The sequence below is a fragment of the Pseudomonas sp. LFS044 genome, from assembly GCF_047978245.1.
Lineage (GTDB): Bacteria > Pseudomonadota > Gammaproteobacteria > Pseudomonadales > Pseudomonadaceae > Aquipseudomonas.
This window is the reverse complement of sequence record NZ_JBFPFX010000001.1, coordinates 236,468-252,656: the sequence shown is the minus strand read 5'-3', so window position 1 is coordinate 252,656 and position 16,189 is coordinate 236,468. Positions and strand designations below refer to the sequence as shown.

Annotated in this window: 14 protein-coding genes; 6 read left to right on the top strand and 8 right to left on the bottom strand. The window is 55.5% G+C overall.

Going from position 1 to position 16,189, the window contains the following annotated elements; translation table 11 throughout:
- Positions 1-34 precede the first annotated feature (34 nt).
- A complete protein-coding gene (locus ACNQPL_RS01270; protein ID WP_416465427.1) occupies positions 35-1,414 on the top strand; it encodes an aspartate aminotransferase family protein in 1,380 nt (459 codons plus the stop codon).
- A gap of 96 nt (positions 1,415-1,510) precedes the next feature.
- Here ACNQPL_RS01270 and ACNQPL_RS01265 read toward each other — a convergent pair whose 3' ends face one another.
- From ACNQPL_RS01265 to ACNQPL_RS01250, 4 genes are all read right to left on the bottom strand, one after another.
- Positions 1,511-2,143: a TetR/AcrR family transcriptional regulator gene (locus ACNQPL_RS01265; protein ID WP_416465425.1), complete on the bottom strand. Its 633-nt coding sequence runs from the start codon at positions 2,141-2,143 to the stop codon at positions 1,511-1,513.
- 100 nt (positions 2,144-2,243) lie between these two features.
- Positions 2,244-3,254 carry an AraC family transcriptional regulator ligand-binding domain-containing protein gene (locus tag ACNQPL_RS01260; protein WP_416465423.1) on the bottom strand — a complete coding sequence of 337 codons (1,011 nt, stop codon included), beginning with the start codon at positions 3,252-3,254 and terminating at the stop codon, positions 2,244-2,246.
- A 347-nt stretch (positions 3,255-3,601) separates the two neighbouring features.
- The gene (locus tag ACNQPL_RS01255) at positions 3,602-4,333 is read right to left on the bottom strand and encodes a TorF family putative porin (protein ID WP_416465421.1); all 732 of its coding nucleotides are present in this window, start codon (positions 4,331-4,333) and stop codon (positions 3,602-3,604) included.
- A 404-nt stretch (positions 4,334-4,737) separates the two neighbouring features.
- On the bottom strand, positions 4,738-5,643 hold the full coding sequence (locus ACNQPL_RS01250) for a LysR family transcriptional regulator (RefSeq protein WP_416465419.1): 906 nt from the start codon (positions 5,641-5,643) through the stop codon (positions 4,738-4,740).
- A 220-nt stretch (positions 5,644-5,863) separates the two neighbouring features.
- Here ACNQPL_RS01250 and ACNQPL_RS01245 point away from each other — a divergent pair, with 220 nt between their 5' ends.
- The 5 genes from ACNQPL_RS01245 to ACNQPL_RS01225 all read left to right on the top strand — a co-directional run bounded on the left by ACNQPL_RS01245 (position 5,864) and on the right by ACNQPL_RS01225 (position 13,314).
- Positions 5,864-7,069 (top strand): CaiB/BaiF CoA transferase family protein, encoded by a 1,206-nt coding sequence (locus tag ACNQPL_RS01245; RefSeq protein ID WP_416465417.1) that lies wholly within the window; start codon positions 5,864-5,866, stop codon positions 7,067-7,069.
- Positions 7,066-7,893 (top strand): HpcH/HpaI aldolase/citrate lyase family protein, encoded by an 828-nt coding sequence (locus ACNQPL_RS01240; RefSeq protein ID WP_416465415.1) that lies wholly within the window; start codon positions 7,066-7,068, stop codon positions 7,891-7,893. The genes ACNQPL_RS01245 and ACNQPL_RS01240 overlap by 4 nt, the downstream gene beginning before the upstream one ends.
- Before the next feature lie 80 nt (positions 7,894-7,973).
- A complete protein-coding gene (gene ppsA / locus ACNQPL_RS01235; protein WP_416465413.1) occupies positions 7,974-10,340 on the top strand; it encodes a phosphoenolpyruvate synthase in 2,367 nt (788 codons plus the stop codon).
- Between the two features lie 70 nt (positions 10,341-10,410).
- On the top strand, positions 10,411-11,937 hold the full coding sequence (locus tag ACNQPL_RS01230; RefSeq protein WP_416465411.1) for a fumarate hydratase: 1,527 nt from the start codon (positions 10,411-10,413) through the stop codon (positions 11,935-11,937).
- A 582-nt stretch (positions 11,938-12,519) separates the two neighbouring features.
- The gene (locus ACNQPL_RS01225) at positions 12,520-13,314 is read left to right on the top strand and encodes an OBAP family protein (protein ID WP_416465409.1); all 795 of its coding nucleotides are present in this window, start codon (positions 12,520-12,522) and stop codon (positions 13,312-13,314) included.
- 200 nt (positions 13,315-13,514) lie between these two features.
- On the opposite strand, the gene ACNQPL_RS01220 is transcribed toward ACNQPL_RS01225, so the two are convergent.
- The 4 genes from ACNQPL_RS01220 to ACNQPL_RS01205 all read right to left on the bottom strand — a co-directional run bounded on the left by ACNQPL_RS01220 (position 13,515) and on the right by ACNQPL_RS01205 (position 16,116).
- Entirely contained in the window at positions 13,515-14,531 is a 1,017-nt protein-coding gene (locus ACNQPL_RS01220) for an alpha/beta hydrolase (protein ID WP_416465407.1), read from the bottom strand.
- A gap of 45 nt (positions 14,532-14,576) precedes the next feature.
- On the bottom strand, positions 14,577-14,834 hold the full coding sequence (locus tag ACNQPL_RS01215) for a DUF2790 domain-containing protein (RefSeq protein ID WP_132841725.1): 258 nt from the start codon (positions 14,832-14,834) through the stop codon (positions 14,577-14,579).
- Between the two features lie 112 nt (positions 14,835-14,946).
- Positions 14,947-15,417: a cyanase gene (cynS, locus tag ACNQPL_RS01210; RefSeq protein ID WP_019471981.1), complete on the bottom strand. Its 471-nt coding sequence runs from the start codon at positions 15,415-15,417 to the stop codon at positions 14,947-14,949.
- A gap of 39 nt (positions 15,418-15,456) precedes the next feature.
- Positions 15,457-16,116, bottom strand: a complete 660-nt coding sequence (locus ACNQPL_RS01205; RefSeq protein ID WP_346612281.1) for a carbonic anhydrase — start codon at positions 16,114-16,116, stop codon at positions 15,457-15,459.
- Positions 16,117-16,189: the final 73 nt, after the last annotated feature.

Sequence of the window (16,189 nt, the reverse complement as noted above, 5' to 3'; positions counted from 1 at the left end):
GTACAACTGCCCCGGCGCTTCGCGAGCGCTTACCATGACCAACACATCTTGCGCACTTGGCGATGCAGACGTGACCAGCGTTCTACATCCGTATACCGATGCACGGCAACATCAAGCGCTTGGGCCTTTGATGATTGAACGTGGCCAAGGTATCTACGTCTACGACTCGGAAGGTAAGGAATACATCGAAGCCATGTCTGGACTCTGGAGCGTGGCTCTTGGGTTCAGCGAAGAACGATTGGTCGCAGCGGCCGAGGCGCAGCTTCGCACCCTGCCCTTCTACCATATATTCAATCGTAAGGCCCATGCGCCAAGCACCAAGCTGGCCAGCAAGCTCCTGGAGCTGGCACCGGTGCCGATGAGCAAGGTTTTCTTCACCAACTCAGGTTCGGAAGCGAACGATACAGTCGTCAAGCTCATCTGGTACCGAAACAATGCGCTGGGAAAGCCTCTTAAGAAAAAGCTCATCAGTAGGCTTAATGCCTATCACGGCGTCACTGTCATGAGTGCGAGCCTGACGGGACTGCCAAACAACCACAGGGGATTCGATCTCCCGTTGGGGCCAGTGCTTCACGTCAGCTGCCCCCACTTCTACCGTTTCGGTAAACAGGGTGAAACGGAAGAGCAGTACGCCGATCGCTTGGCGCAGGAGCTCGAGGCCCTCATTCTCAAAGAGGGTGCAGATACCATTGCAGCGTTCTTCGGTGAGCCTCTCATGGGCGCGGGCGGCGTACTGGTTCCTCCTCGGACGTATTGGCAAAAGATTCAGGCCGTCTGCAGGAAGTACGACATCCTTTTGATCGCAGATGAGGTTATCTGCGGATTTGGGCGTACCGGCTCTATGTTTGGTTGCGATACATTCGATATCTACCCGGACGCGATGCTGGTCTCCAAGCAGCTGTCATCAAGTTATCAGCCCATTGCGGCCGTGCTGATCAACGAGAGCATTTTTGAACCCATTGCAGACCAGTCTCATCAGATCGGTACTTTGGGACATGGCTTCACCGCTACAGGACACCCTGTGGCCTCCGCTGTTTCTCTCGAGAACATTCGGATTATTCAGGAAGACAATCTCGTAGCACGAGCTGCCGAGATAGGCGCCCTGCTGAATGAAAAGCTTGGAGCATTTCATAAGCACCCATTGGTAGGCGAAGTTAGAGGTCAAGGCCTGATTGCAGCCGTCGAGCTCGTATCTGACAAGGCCACCAAGGCGCGTTTTGCATCCCCTGGCAGTGTCGGTGCTTACCTGGCTCAACGGGCACAGCACCATGGCGTCATCACTAGAAATATCGGTGACGCGATTGCTTTCTGTCCACCACTAGTCACAAGTGAAAAACAGACCCTGGATATTGTGGAACGGTTCGCTCGTGCTCTGGACGATACAGAAAAGTGGTACAGCACCCAGATGGTTTGAACCTTAGATTACGCGCTTTGCCCCGCGTAAAGCGGGGCTTTTTTTGCGTTAGGTTCCAGGTGGAGAAACATTGAACAAGGCGTATCGCTACCTCGTTCAACTTTCCATAGCGACGCTTGCACCCCTGATCATGGGTGCGGCATAAGTTAAACGGCTCATGGCCGCAGTTACTAACCATTGGCTACGCTGAGCAGGAAAACGGTCTGGATCAAGCAGGAAGGAAACGAGCAGGCCATCGGTAACGGCAACGATGAAGTCGATTTCGTCATCTAGCTGGCCCTCAATCCCCAGCTCTCCACTACTGAGGCCTTCCCCAATGTAATCCCTCAGATGGCTTCTGAAGTTCTCGTAGACATCATGGAACTTGCGACGTAGCTTTTCATCCTGGCGCGCAGCCGCCCAAAACGAAACAGAAATCACAGCATCGTGTTCATCACTGACTTGAGGAGTCAGCTCTTCAATGACTGCGCGAATTTTTTCCAGCGCGGTCTGATATTCAGCTACACGGTTCTCGATCCGCAGGAAAGCTTTTTTTGAAATTTCGTCAAACGCGAAATTGATCAGTTCTTCTTTACTATTGAAATAATGAGCAAGCGTCCCGCTGCTGAAACCACCTTCCCGGGCGATACCCCTAATCGTTACATTAGCAAGACCCTCCTTACCAATGGAGCGTAATACCGCCTTGGTAATCTCGGCCTTTCGTACTTCGTGATCAACGATTTTGGGCATGTCAGCAATAACCGTACAAATCCTAGTTCTATTGATGGCAAGGATGAAGGCTCACCCGCTGAAAATCAACGGCTTCTGCCATGCCAGTAAGAGTATGCAATCACGCCTTGTAGGCGCCAGGCGCTAACCCGCTCCACCTCTGAAACGCCCGACGGAACCCCGCGCCGTCGCAGAATCCCAGCGTTTCAGCGATTTGATCAGTGGCCAGCTTACCGTCCTTGAGCATGATTTTGGCCCTTTCGAACCTCACTTCATCGAGGAGTTGGCGATAGCTGGTCTTGAAGACTCCCAACTGACGTCTCAACGTGCGAGCTGAACAATGCATCTGATGAGCAACATCCTCAAGCGGTGCAGGACTCTGCAAGTCGCGCTCTAAAATTAGCTTAACCCGCTGTAACCACTCTCTTTCAGCGGCATACTCACGGTTCTGCCTGCGACAGGCCTCAATGATTTCAAAATGCGAGACAGGGTCTCGCATGGGAAGGCTCAAGTCGAGCAAGGCCAAGTCAAAAGCCATCATATTTCTAGGCTGAGCGTAAGCTACCTTGCACCCTAAATGCTCCTGGCATCGGGCTGAATGGCTTGGCACTACGCTTCCTTCAAACGTCACTTCGTCTAGAGCCAGCTCCCTGCCCAAGATGTCACTGCAGCTACGTTTGAAGGAAGATATCGCTAGCTCGGCGTAAGAGACCTTGAGGTCGTGCGCGCCTGAGTACCCACTAAAGATTACCCGTGCCCGTCCATGGTGCTCATCCACCGCCATGCTGAATCCGTTGGCGATCAATGCAGGAAACTCAGCTGCTACGTTCAGCGCATCTCTCAAGGTAGGTGCCGTTAACATCGCATACCCAAGCAAGCCATAAATGGATACCCGAGCATTCAATCCTATTTCGAGCGTGACATTTCGGTGAGGGAACATCGCATTGACGTTGCGATACACCACGTACTCATCAACGATTTTGATCTTCCTGGTGAGATCATCCAGCAAGTCTAGAGTGATCTCGCTACCTTCGAGGGCCGATTCCGGCTCTCGGCCGGATGCTTTGACCTGGGCTACGAGCTGCCTGATGTGATGAAGGGATGTCAGTGAACAACTTTTCCAGCCACTCATGCGCTTGATCTCGAGAATGTTCAGAAACAGCCAGGGGCCAAGGCGCCGCCCATGTCTCCTAGCAAGGATGGCATCCGTCGCGTGAACGCTACCCAGCAGCAGCGCCGCGAGCGGCAAGCGAGTGCATCAGCGTGGTGAGAATCTCGTTTAGTCTCATGTAACCGGCCTTCTTAGCTTTTTTGTAGGGTCGTTTAGCCGGCACGGAGCCAGCTGGGCTTTATCTAGAACCCTTTTTAACACGACCGTCGTCTTAACAAAAGCTGAGCGACGAACGGTGACAGGGACGCTTGTGCAGACGCCAAAAAAAGCCAGGCGGCTGCCTGGCTGAATGGTGAGAATCGAAAAAGTTAGAAGCTTTTGCTAACACCCAATACGATCCGTGCCGAGCAGGACTCTTTGTCGCCCTGAAACCCAAGGCACTCGGTTTCCGATAAGTTGGTATCGACGTAGCTCGCAGACCAGTCCAGGGTTAACCAGTTTTTGCTGACCTTAGCCTCCCACTCTCGATAGGAATTCTTAGCATTACCGTTCGAAGAGAAGAAACTAGGGTCTTTGTAATCCGCGACACCATAACGAACATCCAAGCCTATGCCATAGGGCAAATCCTTAACGCCATAGCCGATGTAGTTGTACAGATAGGTTTGATCACCGTAGTAGTCGTCTGAGTAGTAGCTACCGAGCTTAAAGCCATAAGCAGTCAACACTGCATAGGTCTCGGTTGCATTCAGAATCGATCCCTTTGGGAAGGTATACTTGATATACCCCACATCTATCCCAACCTGGTCGGTGAACGGGTGGGTGTAACCTGCGAAATAATCGGCTTCGTAGCGAGCATCAATACCATTGATATCGACGTTGGAACTCCAAACCCCGGCGTAGAGCCCACTGGAGTGTGCCAAAGTAGCGGTAGCCTGAACTGCAGGTTTACGCTGCGTATAGGAAACGCCGCGCATTGAGTATTCTGATAACGCCCCCACAGAACCAATCAGGTCAAAATTCTCGCTTAGGGATAGGGCTTGAGCCTGTGCACCATAACTAATTCCAGCGCCCACAACGAGGCTCAACAGCGTTTTTTTCATGACCATTCTCTATGTTGTTTTTATGGCAGATACGAACAAATCATTCGAAAAACTTACGGCACACCTATACTTGGCCACCCGCAAACTCGGAGTGGACATAGGTGTAAGAGACCAGACGAAGAAGACGACGATAGAGTCTTATGGACATAGGGCACCTGTTATTATTAGCTCATGCACTTCCAGCAGAAGTGACAAATCTCCCTTTGCCGAAATCTTCCGCTAACATTTTTTCCATTGATATAGCGCGGAAGGCCAAAAATTTACTGCAAAGGCCACGAGGGTTTGAGGCTGGCAATAAGATGGCATTGAGATGTAGCTGGCCGAGGACGCTCATTCGAGCAACACCATTGGTGAACGAGCGCTCCTTTGGATCCCGGCCCAGACTGTGCAGTACGAACGGGTGATTAACCGACAGAGGCAGGCACTTTGATTGGCTTGATCAAATTGATGAGCGCCTTAACGCAGCCCGGCAAGGCCTCGTATTCACGCACAACAATGCTGCGCTCTCTGACAGCCCATAACTCGTCCAGATGCTTGACGGTAATGCTCATCAACCGTTGGTGACGAAGAGCTGCCGACTCGGGGATCACACCGATGCCAACGCCGGCTTCAACCATCCTGCAAACCGATTCAAAGCTAGAGACCTGAATTCGCCAGGTCAGGCTATGACCTATGTGCCTGGCCTGCTCCCTGAGAAATACGTGGAGCGTACTGCCTTCCTGCAAGCCTATTTGAGGGTAGCGAATCAATTCCTCGAATTTGATCGCCACAACAGCTTCAAGTGGATGACCTTGAGGTAGTACAAGCACCAAACGATCTGTACTGAAGTGAATGATTTCCAGGTCTTTTGCCGAAATAGGGCCTGCAGTAATTCCCATGTCCGTCGACCCATCAAGTACGCCCCGTACGATGTCCGAAGAGTGGCGCTCCTGCAGATCAATCGTGACACCTGGATAGCTCGCCAGAAAACCGGCCAGTAGCTGGGGCAGGAACTCACTGACCGCTGTGGTATTGGCGAAAATTCGAATGTGTCCGGAGACATCCGCCCCGTACTCATCGAACTCCGTCTTCAAATAGCCGAGCTGACGCATGATGAGCCTCGCATGCGTGAGGAGCCGTCGGCCACCTTCCGTTAAGCCTACGCCTCTGCTGTCGCGGTAGAGGAGTTGGGTGTTCAGCTCTACTTCAAGCGCTTTGATGCGTGCGCTCGCTGCTGCGGGGGACATGAAGGAACGCTTCGCTCCTTGAGTCAGGCTCGGCGCTTCCGCGATCTGGATGAAAAGCGCCAAATCTTTGAAATCGATGTTCATGAAGGCGCCTCGCCTGCAACTGGTCGGCGTTAGGCTACACCGAACGCCTACTTAATAGAATACCGATTCCCAGAACGCCAGCCTATGTTCATGCTTGCCCTAACACCAGTTGGCGATCACCGAATCCCTGCGGTGGCCACCTCCTCTAACAGTGCTTAACGTCCTGGCGATCGCTGTAGATCTACAGGTCGATGAGCCAGTGGCTTTACGGAGTACGCCCGTGACCGACCTCACCTCCTCTCCTCGTCCGCTTGATGGCATCACTGTTGTTAGCTTTGAGCATGCCATCGCAGCTCCATTCTGCACTCGCCAACTTGCCGACTTGGGCGCTCGCGTTATCAAGATTGAGCGTCCAAACGTAGGTGATTTCGCCCGAGCATATGACAACCGTGCTAACGGCCTGTCCTCGCACTTCGTATGGACAAACCGCTCGAAGGAGAGCCTGGCTCTCGACGCCAAGAAGCCGGGTGCAGATGCCATTATTGAAAGCATTTTGGCCAAGGCGGATGTCTTAGTACAAAACCTCGCCCCAGGTGCAGCAGCTCGAATGGGCCTGTCCTTCGAAGCCCTGCATGAGCGCTTTCCTCAACTGATCGTTTGTGACATCTCCGGCTATGGCGAAGGTGGCCCCTACGAGCAGAAGAAAGCCTACGACTTGCTGATTCAGAGCGAAGGCGGCTTCCTGTCCGTGACTGGCGGCGCAGGTGAAGAGGAAATCGCCAAGGCAGGTTGCTCGATTGCCGATATCGCTGCAGGCATGTACGCCTACACAGGCGTGCTGTCTGCGCTGCACCTGCGGAACAAAACTGGCAAAGGTAGCCGTGTGGATGTGAGCATGCTGGAGAGCCTCGTCGAGTGGATGGGCTTCCCGCTTTACTACTCCTACGACGGTGCCAACCCTCCACCTCGTGCCGGCGCTTCCCACGCGACCATCTACCCGTACGGCCCGTTCCCAACCGCCCCTGGCCAGACGGTAATGCTGGGTTTGCAGAACGAACGTGAATGGGCGTCTTTCTGCGAGAAAGTCCTGCAGAAGCCAGAACTGCTGCAGGACGAACGATTCGATACCAATGCCAAGCGCTCCGCGAACCGCGAAGCCCTGCGAGCAATCATCATCGAGAAGTTCGCTGAGCTCGGTACGAAGGAAGTGGTGGCTCGTCTTGATGCGGCCCCGATTGCGAACGCTCAGGTCAACAATATGCATCAGGTGTGGGAGCACCCACAACTGCGTGCCCGCGAACGCTGGGTTGAGGTGGACTCCCCACGAGGCAAGCTGCCAGCTCTTCTTCCGCCAGGCGCGAACCGTGCTTACCAACCTCGAATGGATGCTATCCCTTCGATAGGCCAGCACAACGAATCGATCCTGAAAGAACTGGGCTATTCCGAATCCCAAATCGCCGAGCTGAAGGAAGTAGGTGCACTGTGACCACTCGTAAAAACCGCCTGATCCGCAGCGCCCTCTTCGTCCCTGGAAGCCGACCTGAGCGTTTTGCGAAGGCTTTGGCCAGCGGCGCCGACGTCGTCATCGTGGACTTCGAGGATGCTGTTGAGGAAGAACTGAAAGCGCAAGCCCGGGACAACCTGGCAGCCTTCCTCGATGAAAATCCAGATGCTTCTGTGGTGGTTCGCGTCAACGCTGCTGACCATCACATGCACACCGATGACATCAAGTTCTGCGGCCGCCACCAAGGGGTTGCAGCAGTCTTGCTGCCCAAAGCTGAAACCGCACAACAGGTGCTCGTTGCAGCTGAATGCAAGAAGCCCATTTGGCCGTTGATTGAGAGCGCAGCCGGCTTGGCTAACTTGAGCGAAATCGCTGAGGTTTGGGCCGTCCAGCGCCTGACCTTCGGTGCGCTTGATCTGGCTCTAGATTTGGGTGTCCGCGCATCCAGCCCGGCTGCATACCGGATGTTCGACCAAGTGCGTTACCAGCTGCTGGTCAACAGTGCTCTCCATGAGCTGGAAAAGCCATTGGATACTGTGTTTCCCAACATCGCCGATTCGGAGGGGCTCAAGGCATTTGCCAGCGACGCTCGAGACCTCGGCTTCGCAGGAATGCTGGCCATCCATCCGAGCCAGGTTGCGGTCATCAACGACGTCTTCACTCCATCCCAAAGCGAAATCAGCTGGGCGAAGCGGGTTGTAGAAGCTGCTTCTGGTGCGCCAGGTGCATTCCGCTTGGAGGGCAAAATGATTGATGCCCCAGTGATTGCCGAAGCCGAACGCATCGTTGCCTTCTACGGGGCGTAAGCCCTCGCTCTGAAAACAAGTACAAACCCGCGTGGCTTGCCTGTTAGGCAAGCTGCCCGAAAGCGCCCGGAGTTACACCTGTGACCGATTACGTAGTATCCCTTCAACGCCTAGGGCTTGATGACGTCGAACATGTCGGCGGCAAGAACGCATCCTTGGGCGAGATGATCAGCAACCTTTCCGAGGTTGGCATATCGGTACCAGGGGGCTTTGCAACCACCGCCCAGGCATATCGCGACCTCCTGGAGCAGAGCGGCCTGAATAAACGCATTCATGAGGCATTGGACAAACTGGATGTTAACGATGTCGTCGAGCTCGCTCGTACAGGAGCAATGATTCGCCAGTGGGTCATGGAGGCAGAATTTCCCGCTCAGCTTGATCAAGAAATTCGTGAGCACTTCGCTCTGCTCTCGGAAGGCAATCCTGACATATCTGTCGCCGTGCGCTCATCCGCCACAGCTGAAGACCTGCCGGATGCTTCGTTCGCCGGGCAGCAGGAAACCTTCCTGAATATCCGTGGCGTGGACAACGTCATCCGTGCGGCGAAAGAAGTATTCGCATCCCTCTTCAACGACCGCGCCATCGCCTACCGCGTACACCAAGGGTTTGACCACAAACTCGTCGCTCTCTGCGCTGGCGTGCAGCGCATGGTTCGCTCTGAAACGGGCGCCGCTGGTGTTCTGTTCACACTCGACACCGAGTCGGGCTTTCGCGATGTCGTGTTCATCACTTCCTCGTATGGCCTGGGGGAAACCGTCGTTCAAGGCGCGGTGAACCCTGACGAGTTCTACGTTCACAAGCCAACACTCCAAGCTGGGCGTCCAGCGGTCATTAGGCGCAACCTCGGCAGCAAGGCAATCAAAATGATCTATGGCGATCTGGCGCAAGCCGGTCGGTCGGTCAAAACCGTTGAGGTGGCTCAACATGACCGTGATCGCTTCAGCTTGAGTGATGAAGAAGTGTCGGAACTGGCGAAGCAGGCCCTGCTTATCGAGACGCACTATGGTCGCCCCATGGACATCGAGTGGGCGAAGGATGGTGATGATGGCCGCCTGTACATCGTCCAGGCCCGACCTGAGACAGTGAAAAGCCGGGCGAACGTCAGCGTTATCGAGCGATATCTGCTGAAGAAGCGCGCCCCGGTATTGGTAGAGGGCCGTGCGATTGGCCAGCGGATTGGTTCCGGCCGCGTGCGTGTGATCAACAACGTCGCAGAAATGGACAAGGTACAACCAGGTGATGTGCTGGTTTCCGACATGACCGATCCTGATTGGGAGCCGGTGATGAAGCGAGCGAGCGCGATTGTTACCAACCGTGGTGGTCGTACCTGCCATGCCGCGATCATCGCCCGTGAACTTGGGATTCCAGCTGTCGTGGGATGTGGCGACGCAACGCACCGCCTGCAGGATGGCCAGGCTGTGACCGTATCTTGCGCAGAAGGCGACACCGGCTTCATCTTCGAAGGTGAGCTGCCGTTCGAGGTTAGCCAGAGTGCAGTGGATGACATGCCTTCGCTGCCCTTCCAGGTGATGATGAACGTCGGCAATCCCGACCGCGCATTCGACTTTGCTCAGTTGCCCAATGAGGGTATCGGCCTGGCGCGCCTGGAGTTCATCATCAACCGAATGATCGGTGTCCACCCGAAGGCGCTGCTCGGTTTCGACGAACTCCCGCCGGAGATCCAAGCAACTGTCTCCAAGCGCATTGCAGGCTATGCATCTCCGGTCGATTTCTACGTTGACAAGCTAGCAGAAGGCATCAGCACCCTGGCCGCCGCCTTCTTCCCGAAAAAAGTGATTGTTCGCCTCTCGGACTTCAAATCGAACGAGTACGCCAACCTGATCGGCGGATCGCTGTTCGAGCCGGAGGAAGAAAACCCGATGCTCGGATTCCGTGGTGCCTCTCGCTACATCAGCGATTCATTCCGCGACTGCTTCGAGCTCGAATGCCGAGCCCTCAAACGCGTTCGTCAAGAGATGGGTCTTACCAACATCGAAGTCATGGTTCCATTCGTGCGAACCCTCAGCGAGGCGCGCAAGGTTGTCGAGTTGCTTGCATCAAATGGCCTAGAGCGAGGAAAGGACGGGCTCAAAATCATCATGATGTGTGAGCTCCCCTCGAACGCCCTCCTGGCCGAGGAATTCCTGGAACATTTCGACGGGTTCTCCATCGGCTCGAATGATCTGACTCAGCTCACCCTTGGCCTCGACCGAGACTCTGGGCTTATCGCCCACCTGTTTGACGAGCGCAACCCTGCAGTGAAGAAGCTGCTCTCGCAAGCAATCGCTGCATGCAATAAGGCCGGCAAGTACATCGGTATCTGCGGCCAAGGGCCATCTGACCATCCGGACTTCGCGCAGTGGCTGATGGATCAAGGTATCAGCAGTGTCTCGCTGAACCCTGACTCAGTGATGGACACTTGGATGTATCTCGCTTCTCAGCGTTGAGTGATTCCGCAGCAGTGGATGTCGGCCGGCAGTTGTCGCCGGCGGATCTGAAGATTTCGCAGGAGTGGTTATGAGTTCAATCAGTCAGAATGACGTCGTTCAGAGCGTTGCAGACGCTCTGCAGTACGTCTCCTACTACCATCCCAGCGACTTCATCCAAGCGATGCATGCGGCCTACCGGCGCGAGCAGTCTCCAGCTGCGAGAGATGCCATCGCTCAGATCCTCATCAACTCGAGGATGTGTGCAACGGGACATCGCCCTCTCTGCCAGGACACCGGCATCGTGACCGTGTTCGTTAAGATCGGCATGGGCGTTAAGTGGGAAGATCCCACGATGAGCCTGGACGAGATGATCAACGAAGGTGTTCGTCGAGCTTACTCTCATCCTGACAATGTGCTTCGAGCCTCCATAGTGTCTGACCCGGCCGGTAAGCGTCCCAACACCAAGGATAATACGCCAGCAATCATTCACTACTCCGTCGTGCCAGGCACAGAGCTGTCGATTGATATCGCCGCCAAAGGTGGTGGCTCTGAGAACAAGGCCAAGATGGTCATGCTGAACCCTTCCGACTCCATCGTGGACTGGGTGATGAAAGTGGTACCGACCATGGGCGCGGGCTGGTGCCCTCCCGGGATGCTGGGCATAGGTATCGGTGGTACGGCAGAGAAAGCTGCTGTCATGGCCAAGGAGTCGTTGATGGACTCCATCGACATCCATGAGCTGATCGAACGCGGCCCAAGCAACCGGGTGGAAGAGCTCCGGATCGAGTTGTATCGCAAGGTCAACCAACTGGGTATTGGCGCTCAGGGTCTCGGCGGGCTGACCACTGTGCTTGATGTGAAGATCAAGGATTATCCGACTCACGCAGCGTCACTGCCGATCTGCATCATCCCGAACTGCGCGGCGACTCGCCACGTTCACCTCACGCTTGATGGCTCGGGCCCGGTTGTTTTGGATACACCGAACCTCGACGATTACCCGGACATTGCATGGGAAACAGGTGAAGGTGTGCGCCGTGTAAACCTGGACACTGTGACGCCTGAAGAGGTGCGCACCTGGAAGCCAGGCGAGACTATCTTGCTGAGCGGCAAACTCCTGACTGGACGTGATGCTGCACACAAGCGGATGGTTGAGATGCTCGATAGAGGTGAGTCTCTCCCAGTCGATCTCAAAGGTCGATTCATCTACTACGTTGGGCCAGTTGATCCTGTACGAGATGAGGTCGTTGGCCCAGCCGGCCCTACTACCTCGACCCGGATGGACAAATTCACGCCGCGCGTTTTGGCTGAAACCGGCTTGCTTGGCATGATCGGCAAATCTGAACGCGGCCCTATCGCCATTGAAGCGATAAAAGAACATGGCTCGGTGTACTTGATGGCTGTGGGCGGCGCCGCTTACCTGGTTTCCCAAGCCATCACCAAGTCACGTGTGGTCGCTTTCGAAGACTTGGGGATGGAAGCCATCTACGAATTTGAGCTCAAAGACATGCCCACCACCGTGGCTGTCGATGCCCTAGGCGAATCTGTCCACGAAACTGGGCCTCAGCAATGGGCGCCCATTAGCAATCTGATGTGGGCTGGTAACTCGAATACATAAAATTTCGCTCCGGGTGGCCTGGATGTCCAAGCTCAAAAAGGACTCGTATCGAGCCTCCTGGAGACACAGAGTCCAGCCCCGCCGTGCGTCCAACGCATGTCGGGGCGTGATCAGCAGTGGGAATGCGGCTCACAAGGCCAAAACTTGCGGTTGATCGGATAGGTGCTGTTCTGACGGCTTTCAGCACCTTGGAACCACCACCCCCACGCGGGTGGTGGCTTTCTTATCAGATTCCCTGATCGAACCACCGAACCTGAACGAGGTGGTTACTACATGATCGTATTTTGATGCGATTGGATGGCAGCACAGCAGGCGCATCGTTTCACCAATAACCAAGCTGACGAACATCCTGTAGCGTCTGTAGCCATCGAGTCATTTCTCCGTTCACGCGCTCAGCAGCGGAACACCCATCATCCCTTTGACCGCCTCGGATCAGCAAAACGCGGGTAGGTGCGTTCTTCTTCGATTGTGCCAGGCCTATCTAAATCTGTCGGATGTGGGCAACCCCGGCCGTTTGTCTTCTGAATTGTCCGTTCTGCTGGCCCAGGCTGTCCCTTGAGGACACTAGCCAGAGCCACTCTCATGCCACAGCTCATCAGATTCATAACCCTTGCCCTGGCCTGTAGTTTTCTGTGGGCTTGCTCTGCTCCTGAGACAAAATCGCCGGTGGAGACACCCGGCAGGCCCGAGTCAGCCAAGACCCAGTTGCTGGAAGCCGGGGCCGCGACCTTGCAGGCCAAGCCGCCCATAGAGGCTATCAACGCTTACCTGGATGGCTTCCACTTTTACAACGGACATCCTGATGTGCAGATGGAAGCGCATCACTACTGCTCCATCCTGAATGAGGATGTCATCCAGTGCGTCATCTTCGACGGTAACACCAAGGAAGCGAAGATCATGGGTGTCGAGTACATCATCGACGAGAAGCTGTTTGCTGATCTACCGGCCAAGGAGAAGGCGATGTGGCACAGCCATGGGTATGAAGTCTCGTCCGGTCAGTTGATTGCACCAGGTATTCCTGCACCTGCTGAACATGCGCTGATGGAGCGGCTTGCGCATACCTATGGGAAGACATGGCACACGTGGCACACCGACCAGGACAAAGCCCTACCGGTGGGCGTCCCGCAGTTGATGATGGGGTTCACAGCGGATGGCCAGGCTGATCCAACGATGGTCGAGCAGCGGAATCGGCGTCTGAGAGTGGATGCGGCAAAAACGAAAGCTCAGCGGGCTGACATTCGAATCCCTGCGGCTGATCCCCAGGCGGATGGCTGGCAGCACGGCAACGTCGTTCAGATAAACGATCCAACGGGGGCTCATCTGCATCGGCCGGCCAAATCGACACCTGAGAAAGCGAATAGCCGATCAAGCCAATGAAGAGGAAGACGAGAACTGGACGTGCTCGTGATGGGGCGGCTGTTGTAAACCGCAAGGTTGCGGCCCTCCGGGCTTCCCTCCGCACGCCTCTGGCCCCTCCGGGGCCGGTGCGCTCCGCTTGCTGCCTAGTTCACACATGGAGGCCAAGCGGAGCAGTAGCGTTCGCTATCTGACTGGCTGTCTTCGACTGATTTTTGCGATTACTTCAGGTGCTGTTTGATCGCCTGAGCGGCTTGACTCATCGCATCACGGACGCTGGGAACCTGGGCGAGTACATTGAGTAAGCCGTAGTCGTGAATCATGCCGTTGTATCGAACGGCAGTAACCGGCACGCCTGCCGCATTGAGCTTACGGGCGTAAGCTTCACCCTCGTCCCGCAGTACATCCATTTCGGCAGTCTGTACCAAAGCTGGTGGTAGGCCTTGCAGCTGCTCCAAGGTAGCGCGCAGTGGTGAGGCGTGGATGTCGCTTCGCTGTTCCGGATCGGTGGTGTAGTTGTCCCAGAACCATTTCATCATGCCACGAGTAAGGAAGTGACCTTCGGCGAAGCGGCTGTAAGAGCCGCTGCTGAAGTCTGCATCCGTCACCGGCCACAAGAGCGCCTGGAAACGCAGTTTGGGGGTGCCGGCCTCTTTGGCCTTGATCGCAACCACAGCGGCCATGTTCCCACCGACACTATTTCCCACAACCGCGAGACGGCTTCCATCGACACCAATCTGCTTACCGTGTTCGGCAACCCAGCGTGTGGCGCCGTAAGCTTGATTGATCGCTGTGGGGAACTTCGCTTCCGGCGACGGCGTGTAGTCGACGTAAACCGCTGCCGCACCAGACCCTACTACCAGGTCGTGGATCAGGCGTTCATGGGTGGGATAATCACCAAGCACCCAACCCCCGCCATGGAAGAACATGAACACAGGCAAGTCACCCTCTGCCCCTTCTGGACGCATAACCCGAATATCCAGGCTTCTGCCCTCTACCTCGATGCTCCGACGCTCGATCTGGATACCCGCGAGATCTACCTTCACGCTGGCCTGGGCACCGCTCAGCACGGCGCGGGCGTTTTTCGGCGAGAGGGTTTCCAGCGGTTTACCACCGCCTGCTTCCAGGGCTTGAAGAAAGGCCTGGGTGGTGGTTTCGACACCAGGGCCACCCGCAGCGAATGCACTGTTAACGGCAATGGCAAGAAGGCCGGCGGTGAGTGTGCGTGACAACTTCATGGTTCAAGTTCCTTGGCGATGGGTCGGTAGTCGGTGGGTCGTGGGTTAGTTGTTGGAACAACCATTCCCTATAACGCGGTACTCCATGATGTGACGGTCGCCTTTGGAATCGTCGTAAGTCAGCTGCATTGGCACCACATCGCAGACATTAGGTACCGGGGTAACAGCCACAACGTGCGCGATATCGAGGTGCTGAGCGTAGCGATAGGGCTCCACTGTAAGCTGCGCAGTCTGAGTAACCTGGTCGTCGGCCATAGCGACAGAACCAAGGCAGCCGAGGAACAAAACGAGTAACAGCTTCATAGCAATCACCTGTATTGGGGGCGTAAGGAGGCCAGCGCACTCATACGGCGCTCGGTCGGAGTAAAGGGTTGGGGGCTAGCCCGGCGCAGTTCTGACGCCGGGCTGAGTGGCATCAGAAAGGCTTGGTAGGCAGGTACTTGCCGTCCAGGGTGATCACAGCGCGGTGACCACCGTCCGGGTCTTCGACTTTCTTGATATCCAGCTTGAAGTTGATGGCGCTGATGATGCCGTCACCGAACTTCTCGTGAACCAGCGCTTTGAGGGTGGTGCCGTACACCGACATCATCTCGTAGAAGCGGTAGATGGTCGGATCGCTCGGTACGCCGTCGAAGAAGCTGCCACGAATTGGCATCGATTGCAGCAGAGTGACTTGATCAGCATCCAGGTCGAGCTTTTCACCTACGACCTTGGCGGCGCTTTCAGGCAGTGGGTGCTGGCCAAGCAGGGCTGCAGTGACGAAGGCTTCGGACAGGCCGGTGCCATCAACGATTTCGGCGAAGGAAAGATCCTTGCGGGCCTTGGCCAGGATGATGATTTCGGTCAGTTCCTGGCGAGCGGTGCGAGTAGCTTGAGTCTGGATCATGGTGAATCTCCTGGGTAGGTAAAGGTGCAGGTATAGGTTTCAGGCAACGTGCCTGGCTTGTTGGGATACGGCGTGAACTTCAGGGTTTTCGGCGAGAGACACGAAGGTGCCGGTGCTGCCATCAAAGGCATCGATACGCCCGGTTTCGATGTCATAGATCCAGCCATGCAGCGTGACGCGACCTTCTTCGAGCGCCAGGCGAACGGATGGGTGGGTCTGAATGTTGGCCAGTTGTGCGATGACGTTTTCGCGCACCATGGAAGCGACTTTGCTGGGCTTATCTAGGTGCTGACGGGCTTCGTTAACCACCTTGGCCGAGTCGGCGTAACGCAACCAACCGGCTACAGCAGGCATGTGATCCAGGCACTTGCAGGTTGCGATAGCGGTCATCGCTCCGCAGTCCGAGTGACCGCAGATCACGATGTCTGCGACGTCGAGTCCGGCTACCGCGTATTCGACCGAGGCCGAAACGCCGCCAGGCTCTGGGCCATACGACGGCACGATGTTGCCGGCGTTACGAATTACAAACAGATCGCCTGGCTCGCGCTGAGTGACCAGTTCAGGCACCAGTCGGCTGTCTGAGCAGGAGATGAACAGCGCCTTCGGGCTCTGCTGGTTGGCCAAGTCCTTGAACAATTTGACCCGCTCAGGAAAGGCGTTTTGCTGGAATTTCAGAAAACCGTCGATGATCGCTTTCATGGTTGCTGTCTCAATGTCGCTGGGTGTGAGACAAAGATTAAGCAACACATGACATAAGGTAAAAGTCTCATTT